A 25,207-nucleotide genomic window follows, 5' to 3' on the forward strand; every position below is an offset into this window, starting at 1 on the left:
ACGCGTACACTCTGTCAGGCATGCTGCTGAAAAAAGTTCTTAATTGAGTAAAGGGCTGCCGGCTGTTTTGTCGAACAGTAAATAAAGGACTGAGCATAGATGGGGGAATATTCATGAAAACTGCACCAAGAAAAGAAGAGACGATGGAAGACAGGCTAGATCAAGCTGCAGAAGAAGGGGATTTCTCCGGAGCTGCCGGAGCAGACACGGGAGACGGCGCAGTCCGGACATTTGCATGGGGTCTGGCCGACAGGTCCGGGGAGCGGAAGAACCGGCCGGATACAAAGTTCGGCATTGCCTCGGGCTGCAAGGTGTTCACGGCGGTGGCCATCCTCCGGCTCGTGGAGGAAGGAAAGCTTTCTCTGGAATCGGCACTTGCGGAATGCCTGGACGAAACGTTCCCGAATATTGACCGGAACATCACTGTCCATCAGCTGTTGACGCATACGTCCGGCGTGCCGGATTACTTTGATGAGGCTGTCATGGAAGATTTTGAGGAGCTGTGGAAGGAACTTCCGATGTATACGATTCGCAGCCTAAATGATTTTCTGCCGCTTTTCCGTGACCGCGTGATGATGTTCGGGCCGGGCGAGCGGTTCCACTACAACAATGCGGGCTACATCCTGCTCGGCCTGATCGTCGAGCAGGCATCCGGCATGCGCTTCACCGACTATGTGGAGAACTACGTATTCCGTCCTGCCGGCATGACGGATTCCGGCTACTGGCCGCTGGACCGCCTGCCGAAAAACACGGCCACAGGCTATATTGATGAAGAAGACGGCACATGGCGTACGAATGTCTACTCGCTTCCGGTACAGGGGGGGTCCGACGGAGGGGCGTTCACAACTGTGCAAGATATGCACAAGTTCTGGGACGCTCTTCTCGGAAGACGTCTGCTCGGGGAAGAGCTCACCGCCAGAATGCTTTCCCGGCACGCGGCGGATGAGGACGGTGACGGATATGGTCACGGGGTGTGGGTCGACATGGAAGACGGACGCGCTGAACGGATCCATGTCATGGGCTACGATCCGGGCGTGAGCTTTCATTCCGCCGTTTATCCGGCCTCAGGAGCAGTGTTCACCGCGGCCTCGAACAAGTCGGAGGGCGCGTATCCGATGATGGAAGCCTTTGAGGAATATCTTCATTCAATGAAGGGGAAATCATGAACCGGATCAACCTTCTGACGCTCGGCGTCGGTGATATGACCGCCTCGCTCCGCTTCTACCGCGACGGACTTGGCTTTGAGACGTCGGTAACGGAAGACAATCCGGGCATCGTGTTCTTCAGGAATGGCGGCACCCGACTTGCCCTTTATCCGCTGGAGGAATTGGCCAAGGACATCGATGCGGCCGATCCTCCCCGGGGAAGCGGCTTTTCCGGTATCACAATTGCCTACAATGCCAAGTCCGAAGAGGAAGTGGACACCGTCATGGAACAGGCCCGAAAGGCCGGAGGAACCGTGCTGAAACAGCCTGAGAAGGTTTTTTGGGGCGGCTACTCCGGATATTTTGCGGATCCGGACGGCTATGTGTGGGAAGTGGCCTACGGGCCGAACTGGCAGTTTGACGGACAGGACATGCTTGTCATTGATTGAGGAGGAATTCCAATGAGCATTGGACATGAGTATCTGAAGGTGGTCCGCGGCAGGTTCAATCAGCTGAAAGACTTGGGGGACCGGGCCGTTGCCCAGCTTGGCGAGCAGGACATCCACTATGTGCCGGGAGCGGAATCCAACAGCATTGCGGTGATTGTCCGCCATCTGTCAGGGAACATGATCTCCAGATGGACCGACTTTTTCACGACCGACGGTGAAAAACCCGGCCGCAACCGGGACGGGGAATTCGAAACCGTATCTGTTACAAAGGCGGAGCTGCAGGAAATCTCCGAAGCGGGGTGGAAGATCCTTTTTGGAGCGCTGGATAGTCTTGAAGAAGAGGAGCTGCTGAGAGAGATCCTGATCCGCGGGGAGCCCCATACCGTGATTGAAGCGATGGAGCGTCACTTGAGCCATGTCGCATCCCATATCGGCCAGATTGTCTACATTGCCAAGATGTTGAAGGGTGAGAACTGGGAAACCCTCAGCATTCCGAAAGGCCAATCAGAGGCATACCGGACAAAGACGCCGGGGCAATGACGTGAGATATAATAAACTCATCCGAATCCGCGGGTGAGTTCTTTTATGGAGGCATTCAGATGAACGAACACGAAACAGACCGGCTCCTCGGCATTCGGACGGCGGGCATCCAGGATTGGGGCGTGCGCTCCATTCATGACAACCGGTACGAGGCAACCCCATACGAAGGGCTGGATGCCCTGCTTGATGAATATCGGCCCGGCAAAACAAGTTCTTTCGTGGACTTCGGATGCGGTAAGGGACGGACGGCTTTTTACATCAACCACAGAACCGGAGCGTCCGTGACAGGGGTAGAAATGGACGGCCAGCTTTACTTGGATTCACTGGAAAACCGGGATCTGTATATGATAAAGAAAAAGAACCGGCTTAAGGGTTCGGTCACATTCATCCGCTGCAGGGCTGAGGAATATCGCGTGAAGTCCCTCGATGATGTCTTCTATTTCTTTAATCCGTTTTCGGTCAGCCTGTTTGCCAAGGTGGTCTCGAACATCCTGAAGTCGGTGGAGGAACGGCCGAGGACGGTTGATCTCATCTTGTATTATCCGACGCTCGATTACCTCAGCCATCTCGAAAACCATTCTCCGTTTCTCCATCAGGAGGATGTCCCTGTGCCGGGGCTGGCAGAGAAAAACCCCAATGAACGATTTTCAATCTGGCGATTCGAAAGTTTCACGTGAAACAGAAAGGCGTCCATGTCGAAAAATGTTGGACGGTTCTGATATAGTTGGGCTGTATAGAAGTCCTGAAAACCCACCACCAGGAAAAGAGGTGAATACATAAATGACTAATGAGAAAATCAATGACTTCAAACAAGTGATGGGGAATTACCCGACCGGCGTGACGGTCATCACGGCGACGGCACAGGATGGAACACCCGTCGGCATGACGGTCAACTCGTTCGCTTCCGTATCGCTCGACCCGATGTTGATCCTCTGGTCGATTGATAAGCGGGTTTCCACTTACGATACATTCACGAACGCCAAGCAGTTCGCGGTTCATATCCTGGCGGCTGATCAGGCGGAAATGTGCGCCCTGTTTGCGAGCCATGGCCTGGACCGTTTCAAGAACTGTGATTGGGAAATGTCAGCGGAAGGCCTTCCGATCATCAAAGGTGCTGCCGGTGTTCTGCACTGCAGCATGCATACAACAGTTGGAGGCGGCGACCACCGCATCCTGATCGGCGAAGTCAAGCATATCGATAACCACGGAAAAGAACCGCTTCTTTACCACCGCCGCAAATTTGATGCCATCCCTGAGTCGTTCTACGAATAAGGTCATGGCTGAAGCAGCTCTTTTGATTGGCTCCCCGGAACGCCCAACGATGTTCGGGCCTTCCCGGGAGCCTTTTATATGTACAAAGAACCAAAATAATAATTGTTATCCATAACCACGCTAACTGTATAGGCGCGGGTGACTGTTTTCGTTATAATGGGAACAATGAAAAACGGAGGAAGGTGACATAGTGGAAAAACTTACAGAAAAAGAACTGCTGGATGTACTGGGGGAACTGTTCTCCGATGAAATCTCGATCGGTGTCACCGATAATGAAAAATATATCTATTACCGTCCGAGCAAGCGGGTCGATCTGAAGATTCGCGTAGGAGACCCGGTTAAGGAAGGCACGATTGCCCACAAGGCGCTTTCCTCAGGACAGAAGGAATCTGAATTCATCGACCGTCAGGTGTTCGGAATCCCTTATCACGGGATGGCTGTGCCTTTCCATAAGGATGGGGAACTGCAGGGCACGGTTCTGGCCGTTTATCCGACCTATACGGAAGGAAAGTCAGTGGTGACGGTGAGGACAGAAGACGGCTGGAAGCCTGTTCCGTTCAGTGACGTCAAATACTTTGAAGTGAAGGACCGCAAGACTCAGGTTGTCACGGAAGGGCTGACGGGCACTCACAAAAATACATTGCAGGAATTCGAATATGTCCTGCCTAGGGACATGTTCGTCCGCTGCCACCGTTCGTTTATCGTGAACGTCCATCACATCAGGGAAATTTTCCCGGATTCCCATTCCACATTCTTGCTGGAGATGGACAATGGAGACCGAGTGCCGGTGAGTCAATCCTATTCCAGTTATTTTAGGAAAATATTAGGATATTAAAATTGTGCGGTTTTAGTCACACTTTTCTGTAGGTCGAACATGAAACCGGCTTTTCTGACCCAAAACCTCTTCCGTGAAAGCGTTTTAGGGAATAATGAGAATAAGTTAATTTATACTTGCTCCTAATTCCAACTAAAACTTTCAGAAGAGGTTGATTATACGATGACTAACATTCAACTGGATCGCATTGAAAATGAAGCATTGCGTAATCGTGTTGTATCGCCTGAGGAGGCAGCATCCTGGATCGGGGACGGCATGACGCTCGGACTCAGCGGCTTTACCCGTGCCGGTGACGTGAAAGCGGTTCCGTTTGCGCTGGTCGACCGTGCAAAAGAGAACGGATTTAAAGTGAACGTATTCACCGGAGCCTCCCTAGGCTCGGATGTCGACACGCTGTTCGCCGAGGCGGGCATCGTCAACAAGCGTCTTCCGTTCCAGGCGGATCCGACAATGCGCAAAAGCATTAATGCAGGCGATATGTTCTTCGTGGACCAGCATCTTTCCCACACGGCTGAGCTTGTACGCTCCGGCGTCATGGGCCCGATCGATTTCGCGATTGTCGAAGCGGTAGCGGTCAAGGAAGACGGTACGATCATCCCGACGACTTCCGTCGGCAACTCATCGCTTTTTGCCACCCATGCGAAAAACATCATTGTAGAAATCAATATGGCGCAGACCCCGCTTCTGGAAGGCATCCATGATATTTATGAGCCGGGCAAGCAGGGCGAGCGCGGCCCGATTCCTCTCGAAAAAGCGGATGACCGCATCGGCGCGCTGGGCATCAAAGTGGACCCAGAACTGATCCGCGGCGTCGTCTTCACTGACCAGGCTGACTCTCCGTCGACGATCGTCCAGCCGGATGAGGAAACGAAAATCATGGCGGAGCATTTGCTCAGCTTCCTCCGCAAGGAAATCGAGCTCGGCCGCCTTGATGAAACGCTTGCCCCGCTCCAGTCGGGCATCGGCAGTGTAGCGAACGCCGTCCTCCACGGCATGATCGATTCCGAGTTCAAGAATCTTGAAGTCTATTCGGAAGTGCTCCAGGATGCGGTATTTGATCTGATCGATGCCGGCAAGGTCGACTTTGCTTCGTGCTGCTCAATCACGCTTTCCGACGAGAAGATGAAGCAGGTCTTCGGCAACTTCGAGCAGTACCGCGACAAGCTGCTCATGCGTCCTCAGGAAATGTCCAACCATCCTGAAGTGATCCGCCGACTCGGGCTGATTTCGATCAACACGGCACTCGAGTTCGACATCTACGGAAACGTCAACTCCACGCACGTATCCGGCACGAAAATGATGAACGGCATCGGCGGCTCGGGCGACTTTGCCCGCAACGCGCGCCTGGCGATTTTCGTCACGAAGTCGGTTGCCAAAGGCGGCAACATTTCCAGCATCGTGCCATTCGTCTCGCATACCGACCACACCGAGCATGACGTGGACGTCGTCGTCACTGAACAGGGCTATGCGGACCTCCGCGGCCTCGCACCGCGCGAACGCGTACCGCTCATCATCGAGAACTGCGTGCACCCGGACTACAAAAAGCAGCTCTGGGCGTACTACCAGGAAGCGCTCGAGCGCGGCGGCCAGACGCCTCACGTCCTCGAGAAGGCATTCTCCTGGCATCAGCACCTTGCCGAGCACGGCACGATGAAGATGGAAAAGGAAGTCGCCGAAGCGAAATAATCAATCCCCCTGCCCATCCGCGGCAGGGGTTTTTCAGGTTCGGGTGTGTCATGACAGAGGGCGGCTATCCCTGATATGATGAAGCAAATAGCGTCCACGGAAGGGGTATGGTTATGAAAGCATTGCTGAATGTGGATTATACGATCGACTTTGTTGCGGATGATGGCAAACTGACCTGCGGCAAGCCCGGGCAGGCGATCGAGGGGGAAATCGTACGGCTGACCCGTGAATTCCTGGAGCGGGGAGACTACGTTGTCTTTGCGATCGACCGGCATGAAGAGGGGGACACCTGCCATCCCGAAAGCAAGCTGTTCCCTCCGCACAATATCGCCGGCACTAAAGGCCGGGACCTGTACGGGGGGCTTCAGGACTTGTTCGAATCACACCGTGACGATGAAAATGTGGATTATATGGACAAGACCCGCTACAGTGCATTCGCGGGCACGGACCTGGAGATCAAACTGCGCGAGCGGGGCATCACCGAGCTGCACCTGGTCGGTGTCTGCACGGATATCTGTGTACTCCACACTGCGGTGGATGCCTACAACAAGGGCTTTTCGATTACCGTCCACAAAGATGCGGTGGCCAGCTTTAACCCGACAGGACATGAATGGGCACTGGAACATTTCACGAATACGCTTGGAGCGAAAGTCGTCTGAGCACAATTATCCCCGGACCGGGCGGAGGTCCGGGGATCTTTATTCCATTCCGCCGGCAGGCTAATGTAGGACATACCCGGGAATAATTTGATATGATTTCATAATCAGGACCGAACAAACGGGAAGGAAGGCTTATTGCCCCGGCCCCCGGGTATCTGTACTATGAAATGCGGCCGGTTTCCTGACGGCGCATCCACATTTAAAGCAGTTCCGCTTTTCTTCCTTAAAAGGGCTGCAATACATAATTCTGGAGGATTTTATGCAACACAATTTCCTGCCCGTTATCGTGGGCACCGATATAAACGCCTACAACATGTCGATCTCGTTCCATGAGGAGTACGGCATCCATCCCGTCCTCGTCGGGAAAGAGCCGATGGGATTCACGAGCATGAGCACCATCCCGCAAGCCATCGAGTATGACTCCGAACTGTGGAACAAGGATGCCTTTGTCCCGATTCTCGGACGGGTCGCCGAAAAGTATAAAAAAGAAGACCGCCAGCTGCTGCTGATCGGCACAAACGATTTTTATGTCCGGCTCATCATCGAACACCAGGAAAGGCTCAGCGAGTGGTATGTGTTTAACTACATTTCAGAAGACCTGATGAACAACCTGCTCGTGAAAAAGAACTTCTACCGCCTGTGCGACGAGCACGGCCTCGATACACCGGACACGTATTTCTACAGCTGCCGCGAACAGGGCGACTTCGGCAGGGACATCGGTTATCCCGCGATCGTGAAGCCGAGTAATGGTGTGGAGTATTACAAGCACAAGTTCGACGGCCAGCAGAAGGTCTACCGTGTCGAATCACTTGCCGAGCTGCAGGACGTGATCGACAAGGTGAACGCATCCGGCTACAAGGAAGATCTGATCATCCAGGATTTTATCCCCGGTGACGACACCTACATGTGGGACTCCGTATTTTATGTGAATTCAAAAGGGAAGGCAGAGCTCGGCACGCTCGCTCAGGTGGTGCTGCAGGAGCATACTGTCACCGCAATCGGCAACTACACAGCGCTCGTCACCCGTTATGATGAGGCGCTCATGCAGAAGCTGCAGCGCTTCCTGGAGGCGGTCGGCTACCGCGGCTTCGCCAACTTCGACCTGAAATATGACGTCCGTGACGGCAAGTTCAAAGTGTTCGAAGTGAACATCCGCCAGGGACGATCGAGCTACTACACAACGGCCAACGGCCATAACATGGCCCGCTACCTCGTCGACGACGTTATCCGCGGGCAGGAAAAGGAACTGACCTATCTGAACACCGAGTTCCTCTTCACGGTCGTGCCGAAAATCGTCCTGAAGACATTCGTCGACAATCCGGAGATCAACGAAGAAGTGCGCCGCCTGCTGCGTGCCGGGAAATGGGGCAACCCCCTGTTCTACAAAGGCGACAAGCACCGGAAGCGCCCGTTCTACATGCTGGCGCGCCAGATTAACTATTACCGGAAATATAAAAATAACCAGTGGAGTTCATGACAATCGGAACCGGGGATGCCCGGTTCTTTTTAATGCAGCAAAAAGCACCGGCAGGAATTTCCTGTCCGGTGCATCGCTGCTTACTGTGCCGGCCCGTCCGCAGGCACTTCGCTCATGAGGGCGAGGTGGTTGCCTTCCGTGTCCGCGAAAAAGGCCATCCACGTCTCGGTGCCGCCCATTTTGGCGACCATGTGGGGCTCGCCCATAAACGGGATGCCGGCCCCCTGGAGTTCCCTCGTACGCGCATGAATGTCGTCCGTATTGAAATAGATGACCGATCCGCTTGATGCGAACACTTCGTGCTCCGGTACGGCCAGCATCAGACGGACGCCGCCGCACATGAAAAATGCCATCTTTTCCGTATTGAACAAGAGCGGAAGCCCCAGCTTCTCCGAATAAAACTCCACAGCACGGCTGATATCCTCTGCCGGCAGACCGATCTGTCCGATCGTTGTTTCCCCCATTTTCCCAGCTCCTTCCCCTGATACTTCCAAGGTACTTTTCCGGAAAGCCTTTGTAAAGTACGATAAGGAGACGAAAGGCAGGGATCGTGATGGAAACAATCGTCTTTGAAGGTGAATTGAAAAACGGGCAGCCCATCCTGATGCGCAAACTCTGTCAGGAACAGCTCCCGGAGATCCTCGCGCTGCAGGAAGAAGTGATTGATGCGCTCGAGGTGAAGGAGCGCCTCCAGCCGCTGACGGAGGACGAGTTCCGCTTTATCCTGGACGGCAACGGAGAGATGATCGGGGTGTACGCAGACGGGGAGATGATCGCCTGGCGGGCGATGCTCATCCCGGATAACGACCATGAAGGGCTGGGCCGCGATGTCGGCGTTCCGGAAGAGAAGATCGGCCAGGTCATCTATCAGGAGATCTCCGCCGTTTCGCCAAAATGGCGCGGCTATTCACTCCAGACACTCATGGGGCTTGTCCTCATGGACCGCGTGGACGCCGAGCGCTACCGCTACGTCTGCTCGACGGTCATGCCGGGGAACATCCCGAGTCTGAAGGACAAGTTCAAGCAGGGCCTCGAAGTCCGGGCGCTCAAGGAGAAGTACGGAGGCAAACTCCGGTATGTATTCTTTAAAGATCTAAAGGCGCCGGAGCAGCGGTGGGCGGAAAGCCTGGATATTCCGATGGATGACATCGCCGGCCAGCAGAAGCTGCTTGCCGAAGGCTGGGCAGGCACGGCGATGATGGAAGACGGCAATGGGTGGTTTGTCCGCTACGAGCGGTGATGGAATAAGGTGAGTGTTACACAACCACCCCTGAGTGTTACGCTCACATGCCACCCCTTTTGATGAAGTTGAATTCTTCAATTTAAAAACCGCTGACCCTCCCCTAATGGGCGTCAGCGGTTTTTGCTGTTTTCATGTCAGCTGGTTCAGGAACATCGTCGCAATTCCGAAGTAGATCAGAAGCGAGAGGATGTCGTTGACGGTCGTGATAAGGGGGCCGCTTGCCACGGCGGGGTCGAACTTGAACCGGCTGAGGACGAGCGGGATGATCGTGCCCGCGAGTGTCCCGATGATGAGCGTGATCACGAGCGATGCTCCGACCACGATACCGAGAATGAAGCTGCCCTGCCAGATAAAGGCGATGACCGAGATGAGGCCTCCGCAGATGATTCCGATGATGATGCCGACGAAGAGTTCCCGGAACACAACACCGATGGCGGTTTTCAGGTCGAGGTCCTCGGTCGCCAGTCCGCGGACGACGAGCGACAGCGACTGTGTGCCGGTGTTCCCTGTCATGCCGGCGATCAGCGGCATAAAGAAAGTGAGCGCAACTACTTGGTTGAGCGTATCCTCAAAACCGCTGATGATGCTTCCCGAGACAAGCCCGATAAAGAGGAGCAGGATCAGCCATGGAAGGCGCCGCATGGCCGCTGTCACCGGCTTGGTCCTGAAGTCGATCTGCTTCCCGGTTGCCATGAGCATCTCGATGTCCTCATCCGCTTCCTGGACGATGACATCGATGACATCGTCTACGGTGATGATGCCGACGAGTACGTTGTCACCATCCGTGACCGGGATCGCGACAAAGTCATAGCGGGCAAACTGCTTGGCCACGTCCTCCTGGTCGGTCTGGGCATCCGCCGAAATGACGCGGCGGGACATGATGTCCCTGACCGGCGTCTCTGCATCGGTCAGGAGCAGCTGACGGTACGACAAGACGCCGATCAGCTGCTTGTCGCTGTTGATGACATATGTATAGTTCAGATATTCCGCATAATCGCTGTAGTTTTTCAGCTTCTCGACAGCCTGCCCCACCGTGTAGTTCTCATGCACCCAGACAAAGCGGTTGGTCATGATGCGGCCGGCCGTCTCCACCGGATAGTCGAGTATTTTACGGACGTTTTCCGCTTCTTCCTTAAGCATCAGGCCGGTAAGCCGGTCGATTTCCTCGGGAGACAGATCTGTCAGCATCGCGGCAAGGTCATCGTTTTGCATCATGTCGAGAACCGGAATGGCCTTGTCGGGACCGAGTGAACGGATGAACTCCATTTGCTCATCAGGCTCCAGGTACGGCAGCATCTCTGTGATCGTCGGCAGGTCAAGCCACTCCAGGAGAAGCTGATGATGTTTTTTCGGGATGTCCATAAACTGCACGGCCTGATCGTACGGCCGCAGATCCAGGAACAGCTTTAAAAAACCTTTCCGGTCGCCTTCTTTCAGCTGCCGGATAAGGGCGATGGTGAGCTGTTCGGCGCGGATTTCCGCCACCATATGCAACGCCTCCTTCCACTGTTTTCACTATACCCATCCGTCAGGGGCTTAGACCGGAGCCGGGACTTTTCTCCCGCTTATGCAAGAACAAAATAAGCCCATCATAAGATAGAGAATTCAGACTTTTATTGATACACTTGTCCAAACTCATTCTTAAGGGGGATATCCCATGCCGGCCACGAAGAAAAAATGGCTCACCGCAATGACGCTTTCCGCACTTCTTCTCGTACCCGCAGGCGCCGCGCCCGGCCTGCAGCCAGCAGTCGCGACAGACGATGGCGCCGAGCTCGGCAACGCGCTAAACGAAATACTCGGGGACCCGAGGCTGGAAGGCGCGACATTCGGGGTGAATGTCATGAAGGCCACCACGGGTGAGACCGTTTACGGTCACACGGACGATCTGCTGCTTCACCCTGCATCGAATATGAAGATCCTGACGGGTGTCGCGGCACTGGAAGTGCTTGGTCCCGATCACCGCTTCCAAACGGATGTCCTGCACACAGGCAGGCTGAATCCGGGCGGCGTGCTGAAGGGTGACCTTTATCTTCGCGGCAAGGGCGACCCGACGCTTCTGAAAGAGGACTTTGCCCAGTTTGCTAAGGACCTGAAGGCGAAGGGCGTCAAGAAAGTCCACGGCAACTTGGTTGCGGATGACAGCTGGTATGATGACGTGCTGCTGTCGGAGGATCTGAACTGGTCCGATGAGCACAACTACACCGGGGCCGGCGTTTCTGCATTGACGGCTTCGCCGAACACCGACTATGATGCGGGCACGGTCATCGTGAATGTGAATCCTGCCAAGGAAGCGGGTGCTTCGGCGGAAGTCACGCTCGACCCTTATACGGAAGCGGTGACAATCGACAACCGTGCAGAGACCGTCTCCAAAGATGGAAAGAAATCAATTTCCATCACCCGCGAGCACGGCACGAATAATATCGTGATCACAGGAACGATTCCGGTCGGCGCGACCGCTTCGCGTTCCTGGACGGCCGTCGAGGACCCGACGATGTATGCGCTTGACCTGTTCAAACAAGCTTTGAAAGGGGAAGGCATCACGGTTTCCGGGAAGCTGGCCGAGGGTGAAACCCCTGAAGGCGCGGCTGCTCTCGCATCCAAACAGTCGATGCCGCTCAGTGAGCTGTATATCCCGTTCATGAAGCTCAGCAACAACGGCCACGCAGAAGTGCTCGTGAAGGAAATCGGCCGCAAAGGGGCCGGAGAAGGTTCGTGGGATGCCGGACTCGATATGATGGAGGACGTGCTTGCAGGCTATGGTCTTGACCCGGCCGGAATGCGGCTGCGCGATGGCTCCGGGATGTCGCATAAGAACCTAGTCACAGCTGAGCAGCTATCCGTCCTTCTCTACGAAGCCCAGGCAGAGCCATGGTTCCCGGTCTTCCTGAATTCGCTGCCGGTTGCGGGCCATCCCGACCGGATGACCGGCGGCACGCTCCGCAACCGTATGAAGGACACCGAGGCGGCGGAAAATGTAAAAGCCAAGACCGGCTCGCTCACCGGTGTCTCGACGCTTTCAGGTTATGTTACCGCTGAAAACGGCGAAGAATACATTTTCTCGATCCTCTTCAACAACTACCTTGCAAGCTCAGTCACGCCAATCCAGGATGAAATCGCGGAGACCATCGCGGAACTGGAATGATGATCAGAACCAAGAGCCGGTCAAAAAACAGACTTGACGATATTTTCTAAACAATGTAAGATGAGTGTTAACTTTTTAGTCCGGGAGAGGCAGAAGGTGCCGGGAGCGGCATCGCCTCTGGATCGAAAAGCAGAGTTGAGCAGAGCATAGCCGAGAAATTGCAGAGTAAGAAAAGTAGCATGCGCCAGGCGGCCCAGAGAGCCGGCGGCAGGTGGAAGCCGGAGCGCCCCGCATGTGAATGGACTTACGAGAGCTGCCGGAACCCGTTTCCGGCGGACGATCTTCCCGCGTTAAGGGAACGTGCCGCCATGTGCGGTACGGCCGAGAGGGGGCGATTCCGCCCCAACCGGAGGTGGCAACGCGGAAGTTTTCCGTCCTCCGCAACAGGACTGCTGTGCCTGTTGCGGGGGGCTTTTTTGATTTTCTGAGAAAAGGGAGCTGAGCAGAGATGAGCACAGTCAGAGAGCAGACAGCATCCGGACGGGTGGCTGTCAGGAGGATCGCAGCGGATGCGCTGACGCCGGTAGCCGTATTCGGAAGGCTGAAGGGACACAGGAAGTTCATGCTGGAAAGTTCGGGCGCGCATGACGGCCCGGGACGCTATTCCTACATCGGGCAGGATCCGGTGAAGACGTACCGCGCTGAGGGCCATGTCCTTGAAGAGCGGGACTGCAGGACGGGCCGGGTGTTCAGGCACGAGGGCGAGCCATTGGAGCTTCTTCAGCGGCTGTTGCCGAGGGTCGCTTCACCGGAAGCTTTCCCGTTCGCGGGAGGCGCAGTCGGCGCGATCGGCTACGGAGCCGGTGAGCATAAGGTAAGCGGCGGCACGGGGCCGGATGTGCTCCTTAACGTCTACAGCACGGTCATCGTCTTCGACCATTTGGAAGGCACGGTTTCCATCGTGCGCACCGATCTCGGGGACGGGCAGGCGGATGATGAGCTTGACCGGGTCGAGTCCCAGATCCTGTCCGGCAACGAGCCGGAAGCGGAAGCTTTCACGCTCGGCGAGTTCAAGTCGGATACGGAAAAGGAAGCCTTCGAGGAAGCGGTCCGGCAGGGCATCGCCGCTATTGGGGCGGGCGAGCTTTACCAGGTCGTCCTGTCGCGTGAACTGAGCGCACCGTTCTCGGGGAGCCCGTTTGGCCTGTACCGCAGGCTCCGCCGGCGTAACCCATCGCCGTATATGTATATCATCGACCTCGAAGAAACGGTCATCGTCGGGACCTCCCCGGAAAGTGTCGTGAAGGCGAAGGGCGGAATCCTTTCGATGAACCCGATCGCCGGAACCCGCCGCCGCGGAAAAAACAGGGAAGAAGACCGGGCACTCGAGACGGAGCTGCTCGCCGATCCGAAAGAACTGGCCGAACACGATATGCTCGTCGATCTCGGGCGCAATGACATCGCAAAAGCCGCGGTGCCGGGGACGGTGAAGGTAACCGCCTATCAGGAAGTCGTCCGCTATGAGCATGTGATGCACCTGGTATCTGAAGTGGAAGGACAACTGAAAGATGGGGCAGATGCATTCGACGCCATCCGGGCCTGCCTGCCTGCCGGCACCGTGACCGGCGCACCAAAAGGCAGGTCGATGGCGCTCATCGACCGGCTGGAGCCGTCGCCGCGAGGCCTGTACGGAGGCTCGGTCGGCTACATCGGCTTTAACGGAAACATGGACATGGCGCTCGCCATCCGGACCTTCTTTATCAAGGATGGCATCGCTTCGGTACGCGCAGGCGCAGGAGTCGTCCATGACTCCAAGCCGGAACTGGAATATAAGGAGACGGCGAACAAAGCCCGTTCGCTCACGGAGGTGGTCAAATGATTTTGCTGATCGATCATGAAGACTCGTTTACCCAGAACCTGTCAGGCGCCCTCGCCGTGCTCGGCGAGGACATCGGCATCCTGGACGCCAAGGCTGCGACACTGTCGAAGGTCGAGCGCTTCGACCCATCGGCAATCATTCTGTCATCAGGTCCCGGGAGTCCGGAAGACTGGCCGGAATCGGTCGGGATCGTCCGGGAATTCGGGGCAGAGATTCCGATTCTCGGCATCTCGCTCGGCCAGCTGATCATCGCCGCCGCATATGGTGGCGGGAAACGCCTGCGTCCACAGATCCGCCACGGCAAGCCGTCCATGATACGGCACAGGCGGGGCGGCCTGTTCGCCTACCTGCCGCAGCCGCTCCGTGTGATGTGCTGCCACTCGGCGGCACTGGAAGAGGGCGCGCTTCCTGAAGTGCTTCACGCGGACGCCTATTCCATGGACGACAACACAGTCATGGCCGTGCGGCACGATCGCCATCCGTCATACGGGCTTATGTTCCATCCGGAGTCGGTCGGCACTGACAAGGGGGAGCGGCTGCTCGCCGCTTTTCTGGAAGAGGCCAAGGCATTTAACGAACAGAAAGCAGCCGGGCCACAGCGGATTCCCGGACTTTGACACCATAGAGAGCAGAGGAGAGTGGAGCAGAGATGAGAGAGTTCACACAGAAAGTACGGAACGGAAACGATCTGAACTACGAGGAGATGACGGAGGCCGCGCTGTTCATGTTCGATGAGCGCACGCCGGAAGAGGAAGTCGGCGATTTCCTTGCAGCGCTTGCCGACAAAGGAGAGACGGCCTATGAGGTGGCTGCGCTTGCCGAGGTGACGCGGGGCATGGCGATCGCTCCGGACGTGCCGGCAGCTCCGTATACCGACAACTGCGGAACGGGCGGTGACGGCTCGGACAGCTTCAACATCAGCACGACGTCGGCGTTCGTCCTGGCGGCGGCGGGCGTTCCGGTCGCAAAGCACGGCAACCGGAAAATCTCCAGCCGGTCGGGCAGCTCCGACGTCCTGGAAGCACTCGGCATCGGGCTCGAACAGGACATGAAAGAGGCGGCCAGACAGCTGCGTGAGGAAGGCATCGCATTCCTTTTCGCGCCGCGCCTTCATCCGAAGATGAAGCGCATCGGGCGTGTGCGTTCCCGCCTCGGCCGGCGCACGATCTTCAATCTGACGGGACCGCTTACGAACCCGGTACCGCTGGAGTCCCAGTTCACCGGCATCAGCCGGAAGGATTTCACGATGGGCTATGCATCGGTCCTCCGCATGCAGGGACGCAAGCGCGCGATTGTTGTCTGCGGCGCCGGCGGGATGGATGAGGCCTCGCTTGCAGGGCAGAATGATTTCGTTCTGCTGGACCACGGCGACCTGATCCCATTCACGCTCGAGGCGGAAGACGTGGGCCTCCAGTCCGCGCCGCTCTCCGCACTGCGGGGTGGTGACGGACGGGAAAATGCGGAAATCCTCCGCTCAGTCCTTGGCGGCGCCCGCGGCCCGAAATTCGATGCTGTCGCATTCAATGCAGGTCTGGGCCTGTTTGCCGCAGGACGCGCGGAAACGGCAAGGGAAGGCGTAGAACTCGCCCAAGACATCATCCTGTCCGGAAAAGCGACGGAAAAGCTGGAATCCGTTATCCGGTTCCACCAACAAGCAGAGGAGGCGGTCACGCCATGACGATCCTGGACGATATCCTTGAACAAAAGCGGAAGCGGCTTCCTTCCCTGCGGGCTGAAGTCCCTGCAACACCATCCATCCGGCACAGGAGGCCAAGGCTTTCGGACGTCATTTCCGCACAGGACGGCCTGGCCGTCATCGCCGAGGTAAAGCGGGCCTCTCCGTCTAAAGGCATCATCAACGCAGACGCAGACCCGGCGGAGCAGGCGTTGCGCTATGAACAGGCAGGGGCATCCTGCATCTCGGTCCTGACAGAAGAAGCCTTTTTCAAGGGATCTTACGAAGACTTGGCCGCTGTGGCGGAAACGGTCAGGATCCCGATCCTCTGCAAAGACTTCATCATCGATGAGCTGCAGATTGACCGCGCGCTCCAGGCGGGGGCTTCCGTCGTTCTCCTGATCGTGGCGGCGCTGCCGCAGGAACGGCTCCGGGAGCTGCACGGCTACGCGGAGTCGGCGGGTCTCGATGTCCTTGTCGAAGTGCATGACGAAGAGGAGATGGACCGCGCGCTTGAGCTGGATCCTTCATTTATCGGCATCAACAACCGCGACTTGAAGACGTTCCATGTCGACCTCGGCAACACGGAGCGGCTTGCGGCACGCGCCGGCAAAAAGCTGGGACGCTACCTGGTCTCGGAAAGCGGAATCATGTCGGCGGAGGACGCCGCATGCGTCCGGGAAAACGGCGCGGACGCCATCCTTGTCGGGGAGTCGCTCATGAGGAGCGGCGACCCGGGCTCGGCGATCCTCTCCTACCGGGAAGCAAAGGGAGTGGTCCGGCCATGACAAAGGTGAAAATCTGCGGGCTGATGGAAGCCGAGCATGTAAGAGCCGCCGTCGACGCGGGGGCGGATGCCATCGGCTTCGTCTTCGCCCCGAGCCGCAGGCGCATCGATATGAAATGGGCCGCGGAACTGGCGGCACGTGTGCCGGAACACGTCATGAAAGTCGGCGTGTTCGTAAATGCTGACGCGTCCGAACTGAAGACCGTCTACCGGAATGTTCCGCTGGATTATGTCCAGTACCACGGTGACGAGACACCTGAGCAGATCCGGGAGATCGGCCTGCCGTCGATCAAGGCATTTTCTGTCCGGACGGCGGAGGACGTCCGCCGGGCGGCCCAATATGACGTGGATTACTACTTGTTCGATGCGCCGGGCACCGACTTCCGCGGCGGCAGCGGGAACGTGTTCGACTGGTCGCTTCTGGCCGATGCGGGCATCCCGCGTGAACGGACGATCATCGCCGGCGGACTAAACGCCGGCAATGCGGCAGATGCGGTCAGACAGACAACACCATTTGCGCTGGACGTATCGAGCGGTGTGGAACTGGAAAAGCGGAAAGACCCGGAGCTGATCCGCAGGTTTATCCGTGCCGTGAAGGAAAGGGGAGAGGCCTGATGGTGAACACAACAGAACAGCAAGCATACAGTGCACCGGACAAAGCCGGACGCTACGGTGAATACGGGGGCCGATTCGTACCTGAAACACTCATGCCGGCGCTCCTCGAACTTGAGGAAGCGTACAGGGAGGCAAAGGAAGACCCGGCTTTTGTCGAACAGCTGGACCACTACCTGAAGGACTATGTCGGGCGCGAAAACCCACTGTACTTCGCGGAACGGCTGACGGAAGCTGCGGGAGGCGCGAAAATCTACCTGAAGCGTGAAGACCTGAACCATACCGGTGCGCACAAGATCAACAATGCGATCGGCCAGGCGCTTCTCGCCAAGCGGATGGGCAAGACGAAAATCATTGCAGAGACCGGAGCGGGCCAGCATGGCGTGGCCACCGCGACCGCCTGCGCGCTGCTGGACATGGAGTGCATCGTGTTCATGGGCGCGGAGGACATCCGGCGCCAGGAGCTGAACGTCTTCCGGATGGAGCTTCTCGGCGCATCGGTCGTATCGGTCAGCCAGGGATCCGCCACGCTCAAGGACGCGGTCAATGAGGCGCTCCGCTATTGGGTCGCGAACGTCTCCGACACGCATTATGTCATCGGTTCCGCACTGGGGCCGCACCCGTTTCCGGAGATTGTCCGCGACTTCCAGCGGGTGATCGGCGTCGAGACCCGGCGCCAGATTCTCGAAAAGGAAGGCCGTCTGCCTGATGCGGTCGTAGCCTGCGTAGGCGGCGGCAGCAACTCGATCGGCATGTTCCATCCGTTCGTGGAGGATCAGGCCGTCGCCCTTTACGGCGTCGAGGCCGCGGGAAGCGGACTGGAAACCGGCAAGCATGCAGCAGCGCTGACCGGCGGACGTCCTGGCGCACTCCACGGTGCCTATATGTACCTCCTGCAGGATGAAGCGGGCCAGATCGAGGAGGCCCATTCCATCTCGGCAGGGCTCGATTATCCGGGCGCGGGCCCTGAGCACTCCCACTTCCGCGACACCGGGCGCGTGACCTACACATCGGTCACGGATGAGCAGGCACTCGAAGCGCTCAAAATGCTGAGCCGGAAGGAAGGCATTCTGCCGGCGCTGGAAAGTTCTCATGCCGTGCATTATGCGGTGGAACTTGCATCCGGCATGTCGTCTGAAGAGATTGTTGTCATATGCCTGTCCGGACGCGGCGACAAAGACGTCATCACCGTGCGCGAAGCGCTGAAGGGAGGAAACGGAGATGTCTGAGATCACAAAAGCGATTCTTGAGGCCCGTGAAGCCGGCGGCTGTGCATTTGTCCCGTACATCATGGCGGGCGACGGCGGACTCGGCCGCCTCAAGGAAGATCTCCTGTTCCTTCAGGAAGCGGGCGCGACGGCAGTCGAGCTCGGCATCCCGTTTTCCGACCCGGCTGCGGACGGACCGGTCATCCAGGAAGCGGGTCTCCGCGCACTCGGCGCCGGCACAACGCTAAAGGCGGTCATCGAGGAAGTGAAAGCAATCGGGGACGAAGTGCACATCCCGATCATCTTCATGACCTACCTGAACCCGGTGCTCAGCTACGGCATGGCCGGATTTGCAAATGACTGCCAGGAGGCCGGAATTGCCGGTGTCATCGTACCGGATGTGCCGTTCGAGGAAAGCGAACCGCTTGAAGACTGCCTCCGGATGAACGGCATCGACCTGATCCGTCTGATTCCGCTGTCCGCTCCGGAAGACCGCATCCGGAAAATCGCGGAAGCGGCGGAAGGCTTTATTTACGCAGTCACGGTAGATGGCATCACCGGCGTCCGCGACAGTTTCGGCGGGACGACCGATGGCCGGCTCGAGCGGCTGAAAGACATCGCGGACATTCCGGTACTTGCCGGCTTCGGCATCTCGACGCCGGATCAGGTTCGAGACTTTGGCCGCTCGGCGGACGGTGTCATCGTCGGCAGCGCCATCGTTGACGCCCTGGACCGCGGGGACAAAGAACCGATCAAAGAACTGATCAGCTCCGCGAAAGACATTGCGGTTCCGGCAGAATAATCATTTGAAGGGCATCCCGGGTGAGCGGGATGCCCTTTTGGGTATGCTAAGCTGTATGGGAGCCCGAAACAACTGTTTATTGTCTATGGCTGCTATCAAATATAAAATGAAACTCCTGCGGCGCAAGTACGTATATATCAGTCAAGAGGAGTGATCCGAATGGAAACGGCCATGATCAAAAACCGCTATGAGATGATTTATCCGAAACTCGTTGACCTGTTCAGCTGGACGGTCGACAAGCGGGTGCTGCTGTCGATTGCGGGAATCTACGCACTTGGAGAAAAGGAGTTCGATGCACGGAGGCTGCGTGAAGTCGCCGATGCGCTGAAAAAACGTTCAGGGCTCTTTTCTCCGGTACGGGGCCAGTTCCACCCGCTGATCTCGGCATTGCTCGACGTCTCAGGAGATGGTGCGACTGAAATGGCGGACGATCTGTTCGAGAAGCAGGAAATCCTCCACGGTCTCGGCTTCAGAAACACGATCCATTCCTACTTGGCGGCGACATTGCTGCCGGATGAGGAAGGGGAGGCCCGCCGTGAGGCGATTGCAGGAAAGATGCTTTATGACGAGATGAAGCGGAGGCACCGCTTCCTGACATCAGATGATGACTATACATTTGCCGTGCTGCTCGGCAGCCAGGCAACCAGCCCGTCGGAGCTTGCGGACGTGATGCACCGCTATTACCAGGATCTTAAGGTGCGCGGTTTCAGGTTCGGAAACGAACTGCAGTGGATGTCACAGACAGTCACCTACGGGAATGCCGCCTACGAAGAAAGCCGGTCTGCAAAGGCTTCCGAAATCCGTAACCGGTTAAAAGCGGAGGGGCTGAAAATTAAGCCGATTCACTATCCGGCAATTGGGCTTCTGACAGTGTTTCACGTGGAACAGTCCCAGATTGAACGAATTGTAGAGACGGCAAAGGCACTTTCCGAGATGAAACTGTTCCGCTGGTACAAAGAAATGGCGCTGTCAGCGGCCATCCAGTCGGTGCTCATGGAAATGACTACTGGAGAGCAGGCGGCCCACATCGGCATCGCGGCTTCCGTGGAGCAGGTGCTTCGCGCCCAGCAGGCGATCATGGCATCGAGCGGCGCCGCTGCGGCAGCTTCGGCAGCAGCGGCCGGCGGCGGGGGAGACGGCAGCTCCTGATAGGTCATAAAAGAAAGAATCCCGCAACGCCATGTCAGGCGATGCGGGATTCATTTTGTTTACAGGGTCTTTTCAAGCAGTGTCCAGATGAGCCGCGCCTCCTCCGGAGAGCGTGGCGTGATCGCCGCGTTTTTCGGATACGGGTCGCGTTCGGAGCGGTTGCGGACATATTTCACGGTGTATGGGTTTTGCTCTTCGGCAATCCTGAACGCGCCCTCCGCAGCCGGGGAGAGCAGGTTCCGTTTTCGTTCGATCGCCCAGCGGAACCAGGCGAAAAAGGCATTGTCCGCTTCGGGTTCTTCGTAATGGACGATCAGGCTTTCCGCTTCGTCCAGCCGTCCGAGGGAGATAAGAGCCGACAGCGCAACGTAGCGCGCCCCCTGGTGGTCACCGGGGTTTGCACGGAGGAGGGCATAGAGTTCATCGAATGCTTCCTCCATCCGCCCTTCCTCCCAGAGCCGGACGGCGATCCGGAACCTTGCGCGCAGGTACTGCCGGTTCGGCACATATCCCCAGGCGATTTCAATGTCGGGCTCAAACTGCTGTTCAGCGGAAGCGGCGGCGCGACGCAAAATGGCGAGCTGCTCTTCCGGGTCTTCCGTCCGCTCCTCCAAAAGCATGAGGGCATCGGCATTTTCCGGATCGAGCCGCAGGGCTTCCCGGGCCTTTTCCTGACGCAGCTCCGGATCTTTTGCAAGATAGGCCTCATATGCACGGACCTGAGCTTCCTCTTTGGCGGAGCGCGGCATGTATGGCTGATTTTCGTAGGCTTCCATGAGGCGCCGAAGCGCTTTTTCGTCTGTGACTTCCGCATCTTTCAGGTGCATGAACATCTGCCAGTTGCTGAACTCTGCCGGCATCGGGTCGGTTCCGGCCCCAAGTGCGTAGATGGGAGTCTCACCGTCTTCATGTGCTGCTGCCTCGTCCATGAAACGGCCAAAATCCTGTGCGAATTGCCGGACGGTATCCGGGTCCGCCCCGAAATGGCCGGCTGTCTCGGCGAGCGACCAGTTGAGACTGAATGCGCCGGAGCGGATGCCATGCCACACCGCACCTGCGATGGCGCCTTCCGTGACATCTCCCTTGCTGCCGAGAAAATGGAATAACCCCTCAACGATGCGGTCATCTTTCAGGTCTTCATCAATCATGAAGCGCTCGAGCGCCTCTGTTGCCCCGGAGATGCTTTCCGGCAAAGCGGCTTCTTCGATGACATGGCCGAACAATCTGTAGGCGGCAAGGGGGTGCGCCCTGAAAAATACTTGGGCGTCTTGACCTGAAGCGGCCTGCCGCAATTTCTCGATGGTCTCCTCTTCCGCGCCTTCCGCCGTGACAAGGCTGTTAAGTGGAAGAAGACGGTTTTCGCCTCTAGTGTCCCTCACGAAAAAGCCGATCAGCACATCACCCGCCCGGACACGGATGGATGGGCCGGCGATAAGATGGAAGCTGTCGCCGGACAGGACATCTGCAACACGTACGGTGTGCATGTCCGCTTCATTCACACGGAGGGCGAGGAGCAGGGGATCCCGGAAGTTTTCCAGAACTGTCCGGACTTTCCCGCGGCTCTCTTTTTCTGCTGCTTTCCGGATGTAGTCGTCCCAGATATCGGACCGCTTCTGGAAAAAATAAAGGTCGCCAATGATCATGCCGGCCTCTTCTTCTCCGTGGAGGGAAGCGAGCACTTCGCCTTCATCACGCCGCATTGCGGTCAGTTCCTGAAGTTCCGAAGGGGTCGGATGGGCAGCGAAAAAGCCTTCCAGGACACATCCGATGTGCTGGTCGATCTCCTGTTCCAGACGTTCACGGTCCTTTTCGGCACCGCAGCACTTTTTGTATTTCTTGCCGCTGCCGCAGGGGCACGGGTCATTGCGCCCGACAACAGCTTCTCGCTCCTGTGCTCTCATCGGTTTGGCTCATCCAGCAGCATGCGTTCTTCGTCCCGGCTGTGGATGTCATCGACCACGATCAGCGCCTCGAACTGCTGCATGACATCCGGGGTCAGGCCATCTTCCGCAAGCATCCGCTTAATGTCCTTCGCCATCGTCCTCATCAGGTCGTGGTCGCGAGTCAGCTGGATCACTGCGCGCTCCAGCTCCGGGTGCAATCCGACCATTTCCTGATAGAAGCCATCTTCCTCGGCATCCGCATGGGCGATGATGCGGGTTTCCCAATATTCGAGGAGGTGGTCTGCCGCCATCTTCGCGACCTCGCCTTCCCCGGCCTTCAGGAGGCGTTTGACTTCATCGGTTTTTTGGATGGCGCCTGTGAGTGCTCCCTGATGGATTGCGTGATGGGCATGGAGTTGCTTTAATGCGGGTCCCGGCATATTGTCCACCCTTTCAGATTTTTCTATCATTATAGCACAGGGAAAAGGGAATTCCCGGGAGACGGGGGAGGTTTCCACGGGATAGAGGGAATTCCCTGAGAGAGTTTGACAAGCTGGTCGGGCTCGACTACTTTTTAAGAAAAGGGGGAACGGCAATGAAACGGATCATCGCGCTTGCCGCAGCCGCACTGCTTCTGGCCGGATGCGGGACATCGGATGCGGAAGAAAAAGAGACACTCCGAATTTCGGCTGCCGCCAGCCTGATGGATGTGGTCGCGGCACTGGAGCCGGTGTTCACGGAGTCGCATCCCGACACCGAGCTCGTCATCAATTACGGTTCCTCTGCGAAACTACGTGCGCAAATCGGGCAGGGCGCCCCATTCGATCTGTTTTTGTCGGCCAGCAGCGCCGATATGGATAAGGTTGCGGATGCGGGGCTCATAGATGCCGATACCGTCATCCCATTCGCTGAAAACAGGCTCGTCCTTGTTTCGGCAGACACTGTTGATGGTGATGTCACGGACCTTCTGAGGAATCCTGAAGGCAATATTGCCGTCGGTCAGCCGGACAGCGTGCCGCTTGGAATTTATACGAAGGAATCCCTTGCTGCAGCAGGATTGTGGGACGGGTTGGACGGTCATCTCGTCTACGGCAAGGACGCCCGTCAGGTGCTGACGTATGCGGAAAGCGGGAATGCGGATCTCGGTATCGTTTATCAATCGGATGCCGCCATTTCGGAAAAAGTGGAGGTTGTGGGTAAGCTCCCGTCCGGAGATACCCCGATTATTTATCTGGCGGGGATAGCGGAACAGGCGGAAAACCAGGCTGCCGCTGAGGCCTTCATAGAAGTGCTGACAGGCGATGAAGGCAGGAAGGTTATTGAAAACCATGGCTTCGCTCTGCCGGAGGGAGGCAAGTGACGGTCCCGGACCTTTCGCCGCTCGCGCTGTCGCTCCGCGTCGCCCTCCTGTCCACGCTGCTCGCGGCGATCACGGGGATTGCCCTCGCCCGGGTCATGGGGCGTCGGGAATTCCCTGGAAAAAGTGTGGCAGAAGCGCTGATTTTGCTGCCGCTCGTCTTGCCTCCGACTGTCGTCGGATTCGGACTAATCATGCTGTTCGGCGTAAACGGGCCCATCGGCCGGCTGCTTGAGGACTGGTTTGGCATCCGGGTTGTCTTCACGTGGGTCGGGGCCGTGATTGCTTCGTTCGTCGTGTCACTGCCCCTGATGTACCAGAGTGTACAGGCGGCGTTTGAGAAAGTGGATCCGAGATGGGAAAACGTCGCCCGCACGATGGGCGTCAGCGAATGGCGGGTTTTTCGCAAAGTAACCTTCCCGCTTGCCTGGCCGGGCATTTTGGCGGGGCTAGTCCTCGCGTTCGCGCGGGGCCTCGGAGAATTTGGGGCGACGCTCATGATCGCCGGGTTCATCCCGGGCGAAACCGTCACCGTTCCTCTTGCCATCTACTTTTCCTATGAGGCGGGACGCACCGGCGAGGCGATGTTCTGGGTGGTTCTCATCACGCTGCTCGGACTTGCCGCAATCACCTGGCTGAACGGCTGGCGCAGGAAGACATCAAGAAGACGGGGAAGGGAGTGAAGGTGGTGCTGAAAGCGGAGTTTAACAAGCAGCTGCCAGCGTTTGTTCTGCAGGCCGAATTTAGGATGGACCGGGAAATCGTTGCGATCGTGGGCCCGTCAGGATCGGGCAAGACAACCTTCCTGAACTGTCTGGCGGGCACGGTCGCGCCAGATTCGGGCCGGATCGAGCTCGGCGGACGTGTGTTTGCGGAAGACGGCCGGAAACCGCTGCGGATCCAGGACCGGCGCGTCGGCTACCTGTTCCAGGACTACGCGCTGTTTCCCCATATGACCGTGCGCGAGAACATCCTGTTCGGGCTGCCGCGGATGCCTGAGCCGCCTCACGTCAGCGAACTTACGGAGCTGCTCGGCATCCGGCCGCTCATGGACAAGTATCCGCATGAAATCTCCGGCGGCGAAAAGCAGCGCACGGCACTGGCGCGCGCGCTCGCGATGAAGCCGGAACTGCTGCTGCTGGACGAGCCGTTCTCCGCGCTCGACGATGAAACCCGGCTGCGCTGCCGGAACGAACTGATGCGCATCCATCGGGACTGGCAGATCCCCGTCCTCATGGTCACCCACAGCATGGACGAAGCCCGTCGCACCGCAGACCGCATCGTCCGGATCGAGAAAGGCCGGATGGCCGAACTCCCAATACCTGAAGCTTCCCTTTGAAGAAGAGGGCACTGAAAAACCAATTGAATTTCGTACGTACTAAAAATAGCCGCCACTATAATCCAGTTTCTGGGCATAGAGGCGGCTGTTTTTATGTGCAAACACCAGAAGGGGAACGTTATTGT

Annotated in this window: 26 protein-coding genes; 22 read left to right on the top strand and 4 right to left on the bottom strand. The window is 57.3% G+C overall.

What is annotated here, in order from left to right; genetic code table 11:
- Positions 1-113 precede the first annotated feature (113 nt).
- The 9 genes from AC6CHQ_RS11210 to AC6CHQ_RS11250 all read left to right on the top strand — a co-directional run bounded on the left by AC6CHQ_RS11210 (position 114) and on the right by AC6CHQ_RS11250 (position 8,063).
- Complete coding sequence (locus AC6CHQ_RS11210) at positions 114-1,166, top strand: serine hydrolase domain-containing protein (protein WP_251239325.1); 1,053 nt, start codon at positions 114-116, stop codon at positions 1,164-1,166.
- Positions 1,163-1,594, top strand: a complete 432-nt coding sequence (locus AC6CHQ_RS11215; RefSeq protein ID WP_251239326.1) for a VOC family protein — start codon at positions 1,163-1,165, stop codon at positions 1,592-1,594. The genes AC6CHQ_RS11210 and AC6CHQ_RS11215 overlap by 4 nt, the downstream gene beginning before the upstream one ends.
- 12 nt (positions 1,595-1,606) lie before the next feature.
- Complete coding sequence (locus AC6CHQ_RS11220) at positions 1,607-2,134, top strand: DUF1572 family protein (protein ID WP_251239327.1); 528 nt, start codon at positions 1,607-1,609, stop codon at positions 2,132-2,134.
- A 59-nt stretch (positions 2,135-2,193) separates the two neighbouring features.
- Entirely contained in the window at positions 2,194-2,811 is a 618-nt protein-coding gene (locus AC6CHQ_RS11225) for a class I SAM-dependent methyltransferase (protein ID WP_251239328.1), read from the top strand.
- Between the two features lie 103 nt (positions 2,812-2,914).
- On the top strand, positions 2,915-3,406 hold the full coding sequence (locus tag AC6CHQ_RS11230) for a flavin reductase family protein (protein WP_251239329.1): 492 nt from the start codon (positions 2,915-2,917) through the stop codon (positions 3,404-3,406).
- 190 nt (positions 3,407-3,596) lie between these two features.
- The gene (locus AC6CHQ_RS11235) at positions 3,597-4,241 is read left to right on the top strand and encodes a LytTR family DNA-binding domain-containing protein (protein ID WP_251239330.1); all 645 of its coding nucleotides are present in this window, start codon (positions 3,597-3,599) and stop codon (positions 4,239-4,241) included.
- Positions 4,242-4,403: 162 nt separating this feature from the next.
- On the top strand, positions 4,404-5,927 hold the full coding sequence (gene scpC, locus AC6CHQ_RS11240; protein WP_251239331.1) for a succinyl-CoA:acetate CoA-transferase ScpC: 1,524 nt from the start codon (positions 4,404-4,406) through the stop codon (positions 5,925-5,927).
- Positions 5,928-6,034: 107 nt separating this feature from the next.
- A complete protein-coding gene (locus tag AC6CHQ_RS11245) occupies positions 6,035-6,586 on the top strand; it encodes a cysteine hydrolase family protein (protein ID WP_498081574.1) in 552 nt (183 codons plus the stop codon).
- Positions 6,587-6,845: 259 nt separating this feature from the next.
- Positions 6,846-8,063, top strand: coding sequence for a carboxylate--amine ligase (locus AC6CHQ_RS11250; protein WP_251239333.1), 1,218 nt, complete (start codon positions 6,846-6,848; stop codon positions 8,061-8,063).
- An 80-nt stretch (positions 8,064-8,143) separates the two neighbouring features.
- Here AC6CHQ_RS11250 and AC6CHQ_RS11255 read toward each other — a convergent pair whose 3' ends face one another.
- Positions 8,144-8,527, bottom strand: a complete 384-nt coding sequence (locus AC6CHQ_RS11255; protein ID WP_251239334.1) for a VOC family protein — start codon at positions 8,525-8,527, stop codon at positions 8,144-8,146.
- 89 nt (positions 8,528-8,616) lie between these two features.
- Here AC6CHQ_RS11255 and AC6CHQ_RS11260 point away from each other — a divergent pair, with 89 nt between their 5' ends.
- Positions 8,617-9,303 carry a GNAT family N-acetyltransferase gene (locus AC6CHQ_RS11260; RefSeq protein ID WP_498081575.1) on the top strand — a complete coding sequence of 229 codons (687 nt, stop codon included), beginning with the start codon at positions 8,617-8,619 and terminating at the stop codon, positions 9,301-9,303.
- Between the two features lie 132 nt (positions 9,304-9,435).
- On the opposite strand, the gene mgtE is transcribed toward AC6CHQ_RS11260, so the two are convergent.
- Positions 9,436-10,794 carry a magnesium transporter gene (mgtE, locus tag AC6CHQ_RS11265; RefSeq protein WP_092053658.1) on the bottom strand — a complete coding sequence of 453 codons (1,359 nt, stop codon included), beginning with the start codon at positions 10,792-10,794 and terminating at the stop codon, positions 9,436-9,438.
- A 169-nt stretch (positions 10,795-10,963) separates the two neighbouring features.
- Between mgtE and dacB the strand changes: the two genes are divergently transcribed.
- From dacB to AC6CHQ_RS11310, 9 genes are all read left to right on the top strand, one after another.
- Positions 10,964-12,451, top strand: coding sequence for a D-alanyl-D-alanine carboxypeptidase/D-alanyl-D-alanine endopeptidase (gene dacB / locus AC6CHQ_RS11270; protein WP_092053654.1), 1,488 nt, complete (start codon positions 10,964-10,966; stop codon positions 12,449-12,451).
- 448 nt (positions 12,452-12,899) lie between these two features.
- Positions 12,900-14,270, top strand: a complete 1,371-nt coding sequence (locus tag AC6CHQ_RS11275; protein WP_498081576.1) for an anthranilate synthase component I family protein — start codon at positions 12,900-12,902, stop codon at positions 14,268-14,270.
- Complete coding sequence (locus tag AC6CHQ_RS11280; protein ID WP_092053646.1) at positions 14,267-14,887, top strand: anthranilate synthase component II; 621 nt, start codon at positions 14,267-14,269, stop codon at positions 14,885-14,887. Before AC6CHQ_RS11275 ends, AC6CHQ_RS11280 begins: the two co-directional genes overlap by 4 nt.
- 32 nt (positions 14,888-14,919) lie before the next feature.
- The gene (trpD, locus tag AC6CHQ_RS11285; protein ID WP_092053642.1) at positions 14,920-15,948 is read left to right on the top strand and encodes an anthranilate phosphoribosyltransferase; all 1,029 of its coding nucleotides are present in this window, start codon (positions 14,920-14,922) and stop codon (positions 15,946-15,948) included.
- The gene (gene trpC / locus AC6CHQ_RS11290) at positions 15,945-16,733 is read left to right on the top strand and encodes an indole-3-glycerol phosphate synthase TrpC (RefSeq protein WP_498081577.1); all 789 of its coding nucleotides are present in this window, start codon (positions 15,945-15,947) and stop codon (positions 16,731-16,733) included. Before trpD ends, trpC begins: the two co-directional genes overlap by 4 nt.
- On the top strand, positions 16,730-17,347 hold the full coding sequence (locus AC6CHQ_RS11295) for a phosphoribosylanthranilate isomerase (RefSeq protein ID WP_092053633.1): 618 nt from the start codon (positions 16,730-16,732) through the stop codon (positions 17,345-17,347). The genes trpC and AC6CHQ_RS11295 overlap by 4 nt, the downstream gene beginning before the upstream one ends.
- Positions 17,347-18,573 (top strand): tryptophan synthase subunit beta, encoded by a 1,227-nt coding sequence (trpB, locus tag AC6CHQ_RS11300; RefSeq protein ID WP_092053629.1) that lies wholly within the window; start codon positions 17,347-17,349, stop codon positions 18,571-18,573. Before AC6CHQ_RS11295 ends, trpB begins: the two co-directional genes overlap by 1 nt.
- The gene (gene trpA / locus AC6CHQ_RS11305; protein WP_498081578.1) at positions 18,566-19,354 is read left to right on the top strand and encodes a tryptophan synthase subunit alpha; all 789 of its coding nucleotides are present in this window, start codon (positions 18,566-18,568) and stop codon (positions 19,352-19,354) included. The genes trpB and trpA overlap by 8 nt, the downstream gene beginning before the upstream one ends.
- 159 nt (positions 19,355-19,513) lie before the next feature.
- Positions 19,514-20,503, top strand: a complete 990-nt coding sequence (locus tag AC6CHQ_RS11310) for a DUF4003 family protein (RefSeq protein ID WP_498081579.1) — start codon at positions 19,514-19,516, stop codon at positions 20,501-20,503.
- A 59-nt stretch (positions 20,504-20,562) separates the two neighbouring features.
- On the opposite strand, the gene AC6CHQ_RS11315 is transcribed toward AC6CHQ_RS11310, so the two are convergent.
- Both AC6CHQ_RS11315 and AC6CHQ_RS11320 read right to left on the bottom strand, forming a co-directional pair.
- Complete coding sequence (locus AC6CHQ_RS11315) at positions 20,563-22,404, bottom strand: YecA family protein (RefSeq protein WP_498081580.1); 1,842 nt, start codon at positions 22,402-22,404, stop codon at positions 20,563-20,565.
- The gene (locus AC6CHQ_RS11320) at positions 22,401-22,826 is read right to left on the bottom strand and encodes a hypothetical protein (protein ID WP_251239345.1); all 426 of its coding nucleotides are present in this window, start codon (positions 22,824-22,826) and stop codon (positions 22,401-22,403) included. The genes AC6CHQ_RS11315 and AC6CHQ_RS11320 overlap by 4 nt, the downstream gene beginning before the upstream one ends.
- Positions 22,827-22,981: 155 nt before the next feature.
- On the opposite strand from AC6CHQ_RS11320, the gene modA reads away from it, so the two are divergent.
- The 3 genes from modA to AC6CHQ_RS11335 are packed head-to-tail and all read left to right on the top strand — an operon-like array spanning position 22,982 to position 25,082.
- A complete protein-coding gene (gene modA, locus AC6CHQ_RS11325) occupies positions 22,982-23,746 on the top strand; it encodes a molybdate ABC transporter substrate-binding protein (protein WP_498081581.1) in 765 nt (254 codons plus the stop codon).
- Positions 23,743-24,426, top strand: coding sequence for a molybdate ABC transporter permease subunit (gene modB, locus AC6CHQ_RS11330; RefSeq protein ID WP_251239347.1), 684 nt, complete (start codon positions 23,743-23,745; stop codon positions 24,424-24,426). Before modA ends, modB begins: the two co-directional genes overlap by 4 nt.
- A gap of 5 nt (positions 24,427-24,431) precedes the next feature.
- Entirely contained in the window at positions 24,432-25,082 is a 651-nt protein-coding gene (locus AC6CHQ_RS11335; RefSeq protein ID WP_251239348.1) for an ATP-binding cassette domain-containing protein, read from the top strand.
- Positions 25,083-25,207: the final 125 nt, after the last annotated feature.

The sequence above is a fragment of the Bhargavaea sp. GQ12 genome (assembly GCF_059758705.1).

Bases quoted from the DNA above. Each gene is read 5' to 3' on its own strand.
- mgtE (WP_092053658.1), bottom strand. From the start codon at position 10,794: ATGGTGGCGGAAATCCGCGCCGAACAGCTCACCATCGCCCTTATCCGG.
- AC6CHQ_RS11220 (WP_251239327.1), top strand. From the start codon at position 1,607: ATGAGCATTGGACATGAGTATCTGAAGGTGGTCCGCGGCAGGTTCAAT.
- trpC (WP_498081577.1), top strand. From the start codon at position 15,945: ATGACGATCCTGGACGATATCCTTGAACAAAAGCGGAAGCGGCTTCCT.
- AC6CHQ_RS11215 (WP_251239326.1), top strand. From the start codon at position 1,163: ATGAACCGGATCAACCTTCTGACGCTCGGCGTCGGTGATATGACCGCC.
- dacB (WP_092053654.1), top strand. From the start codon at position 10,964: ATGCCGGCCACGAAGAAAAAATGGCTCACCGCAATGACGCTTTCCGCA.
- AC6CHQ_RS11255 (WP_251239334.1), bottom strand. From the start codon at position 8,527: ATGGGGGAAACAACGATCGGACAGATCGGTCTGCCGGCAGAGGATATC.
- AC6CHQ_RS11320 (WP_251239345.1), bottom strand. From the start codon at position 22,826: ATGCCGGGACCCGCATTAAAGCAACTCCATGCCCATCACGCAATCCAT.
- AC6CHQ_RS11225 (WP_251239328.1), top strand. From the start codon at position 2,194: ATGAACGAACACGAAACAGACCGGCTCCTCGGCATTCGGACGGCGGGC.
- AC6CHQ_RS11295 (WP_092053633.1), top strand. From the start codon at position 16,730: ATGACAAAGGTGAAAATCTGCGGGCTGATGGAAGCCGAGCATGTAAGA.
- AC6CHQ_RS11280 (WP_092053646.1), top strand. From the start codon at position 14,267: ATGATTTTGCTGATCGATCATGAAGACTCGTTTACCCAGAACCTGTCA.
- AC6CHQ_RS11315 (WP_498081580.1), bottom strand. From the start codon at position 22,404: ATGAGAGCACAGGAGCGAGAAGCTGTTGTCGGGCGCAATGACCCGTGC.
- AC6CHQ_RS11230 (WP_251239329.1), top strand. From the start codon at position 2,915: ATGACTAATGAGAAAATCAATGACTTCAAACAAGTGATGGGGAATTAC.
- AC6CHQ_RS11245 (WP_498081574.1), top strand. From the start codon at position 6,035: ATGGTTATGAAAGCATTGCTGAATGTGGATTATACGATCGACTTTGTT.
- AC6CHQ_RS11260 (WP_498081575.1), top strand. From the start codon at position 8,617: ATGGAAACAATCGTCTTTGAAGGTGAATTGAAAAACGGGCAGCCCATC.
- AC6CHQ_RS11250 (WP_251239333.1), top strand. From the start codon at position 6,846: ATGCAACACAATTTCCTGCCCGTTATCGTGGGCACCGATATAAACGCC.
- AC6CHQ_RS11275 (WP_498081576.1), top strand. From the start codon at position 12,900: ATGAGCACAGTCAGAGAGCAGACAGCATCCGGACGGGTGGCTGTCAGG.
- trpA (WP_498081578.1), top strand. From the start codon at position 18,566: ATGTCTGAGATCACAAAAGCGATTCTTGAGGCCCGTGAAGCCGGCGGC.
- AC6CHQ_RS11310 (WP_498081579.1), top strand. From the start codon at position 19,514: ATGGAAACGGCCATGATCAAAAACCGCTATGAGATGATTTATCCGAAA.
- modA (WP_498081581.1), top strand. From the start codon at position 22,982: ATGAAACGGATCATCGCGCTTGCCGCAGCCGCACTGCTTCTGGCCGGA.
- trpB (WP_092053629.1), top strand. From the start codon at position 17,347: ATGGTGAACACAACAGAACAGCAAGCATACAGTGCACCGGACAAAGCC.
- scpC (WP_251239331.1), top strand. From the start codon at position 4,404: ATGACTAACATTCAACTGGATCGCATTGAAAATGAAGCATTGCGTAAT.
- AC6CHQ_RS11210 (WP_251239325.1), top strand. From the start codon at position 114: ATGAAAACTGCACCAAGAAAAGAAGAGACGATGGAAGACAGGCTAGAT.
- trpD (WP_092053642.1), top strand. From the start codon at position 14,920: ATGAGAGAGTTCACACAGAAAGTACGGAACGGAAACGATCTGAACTAC.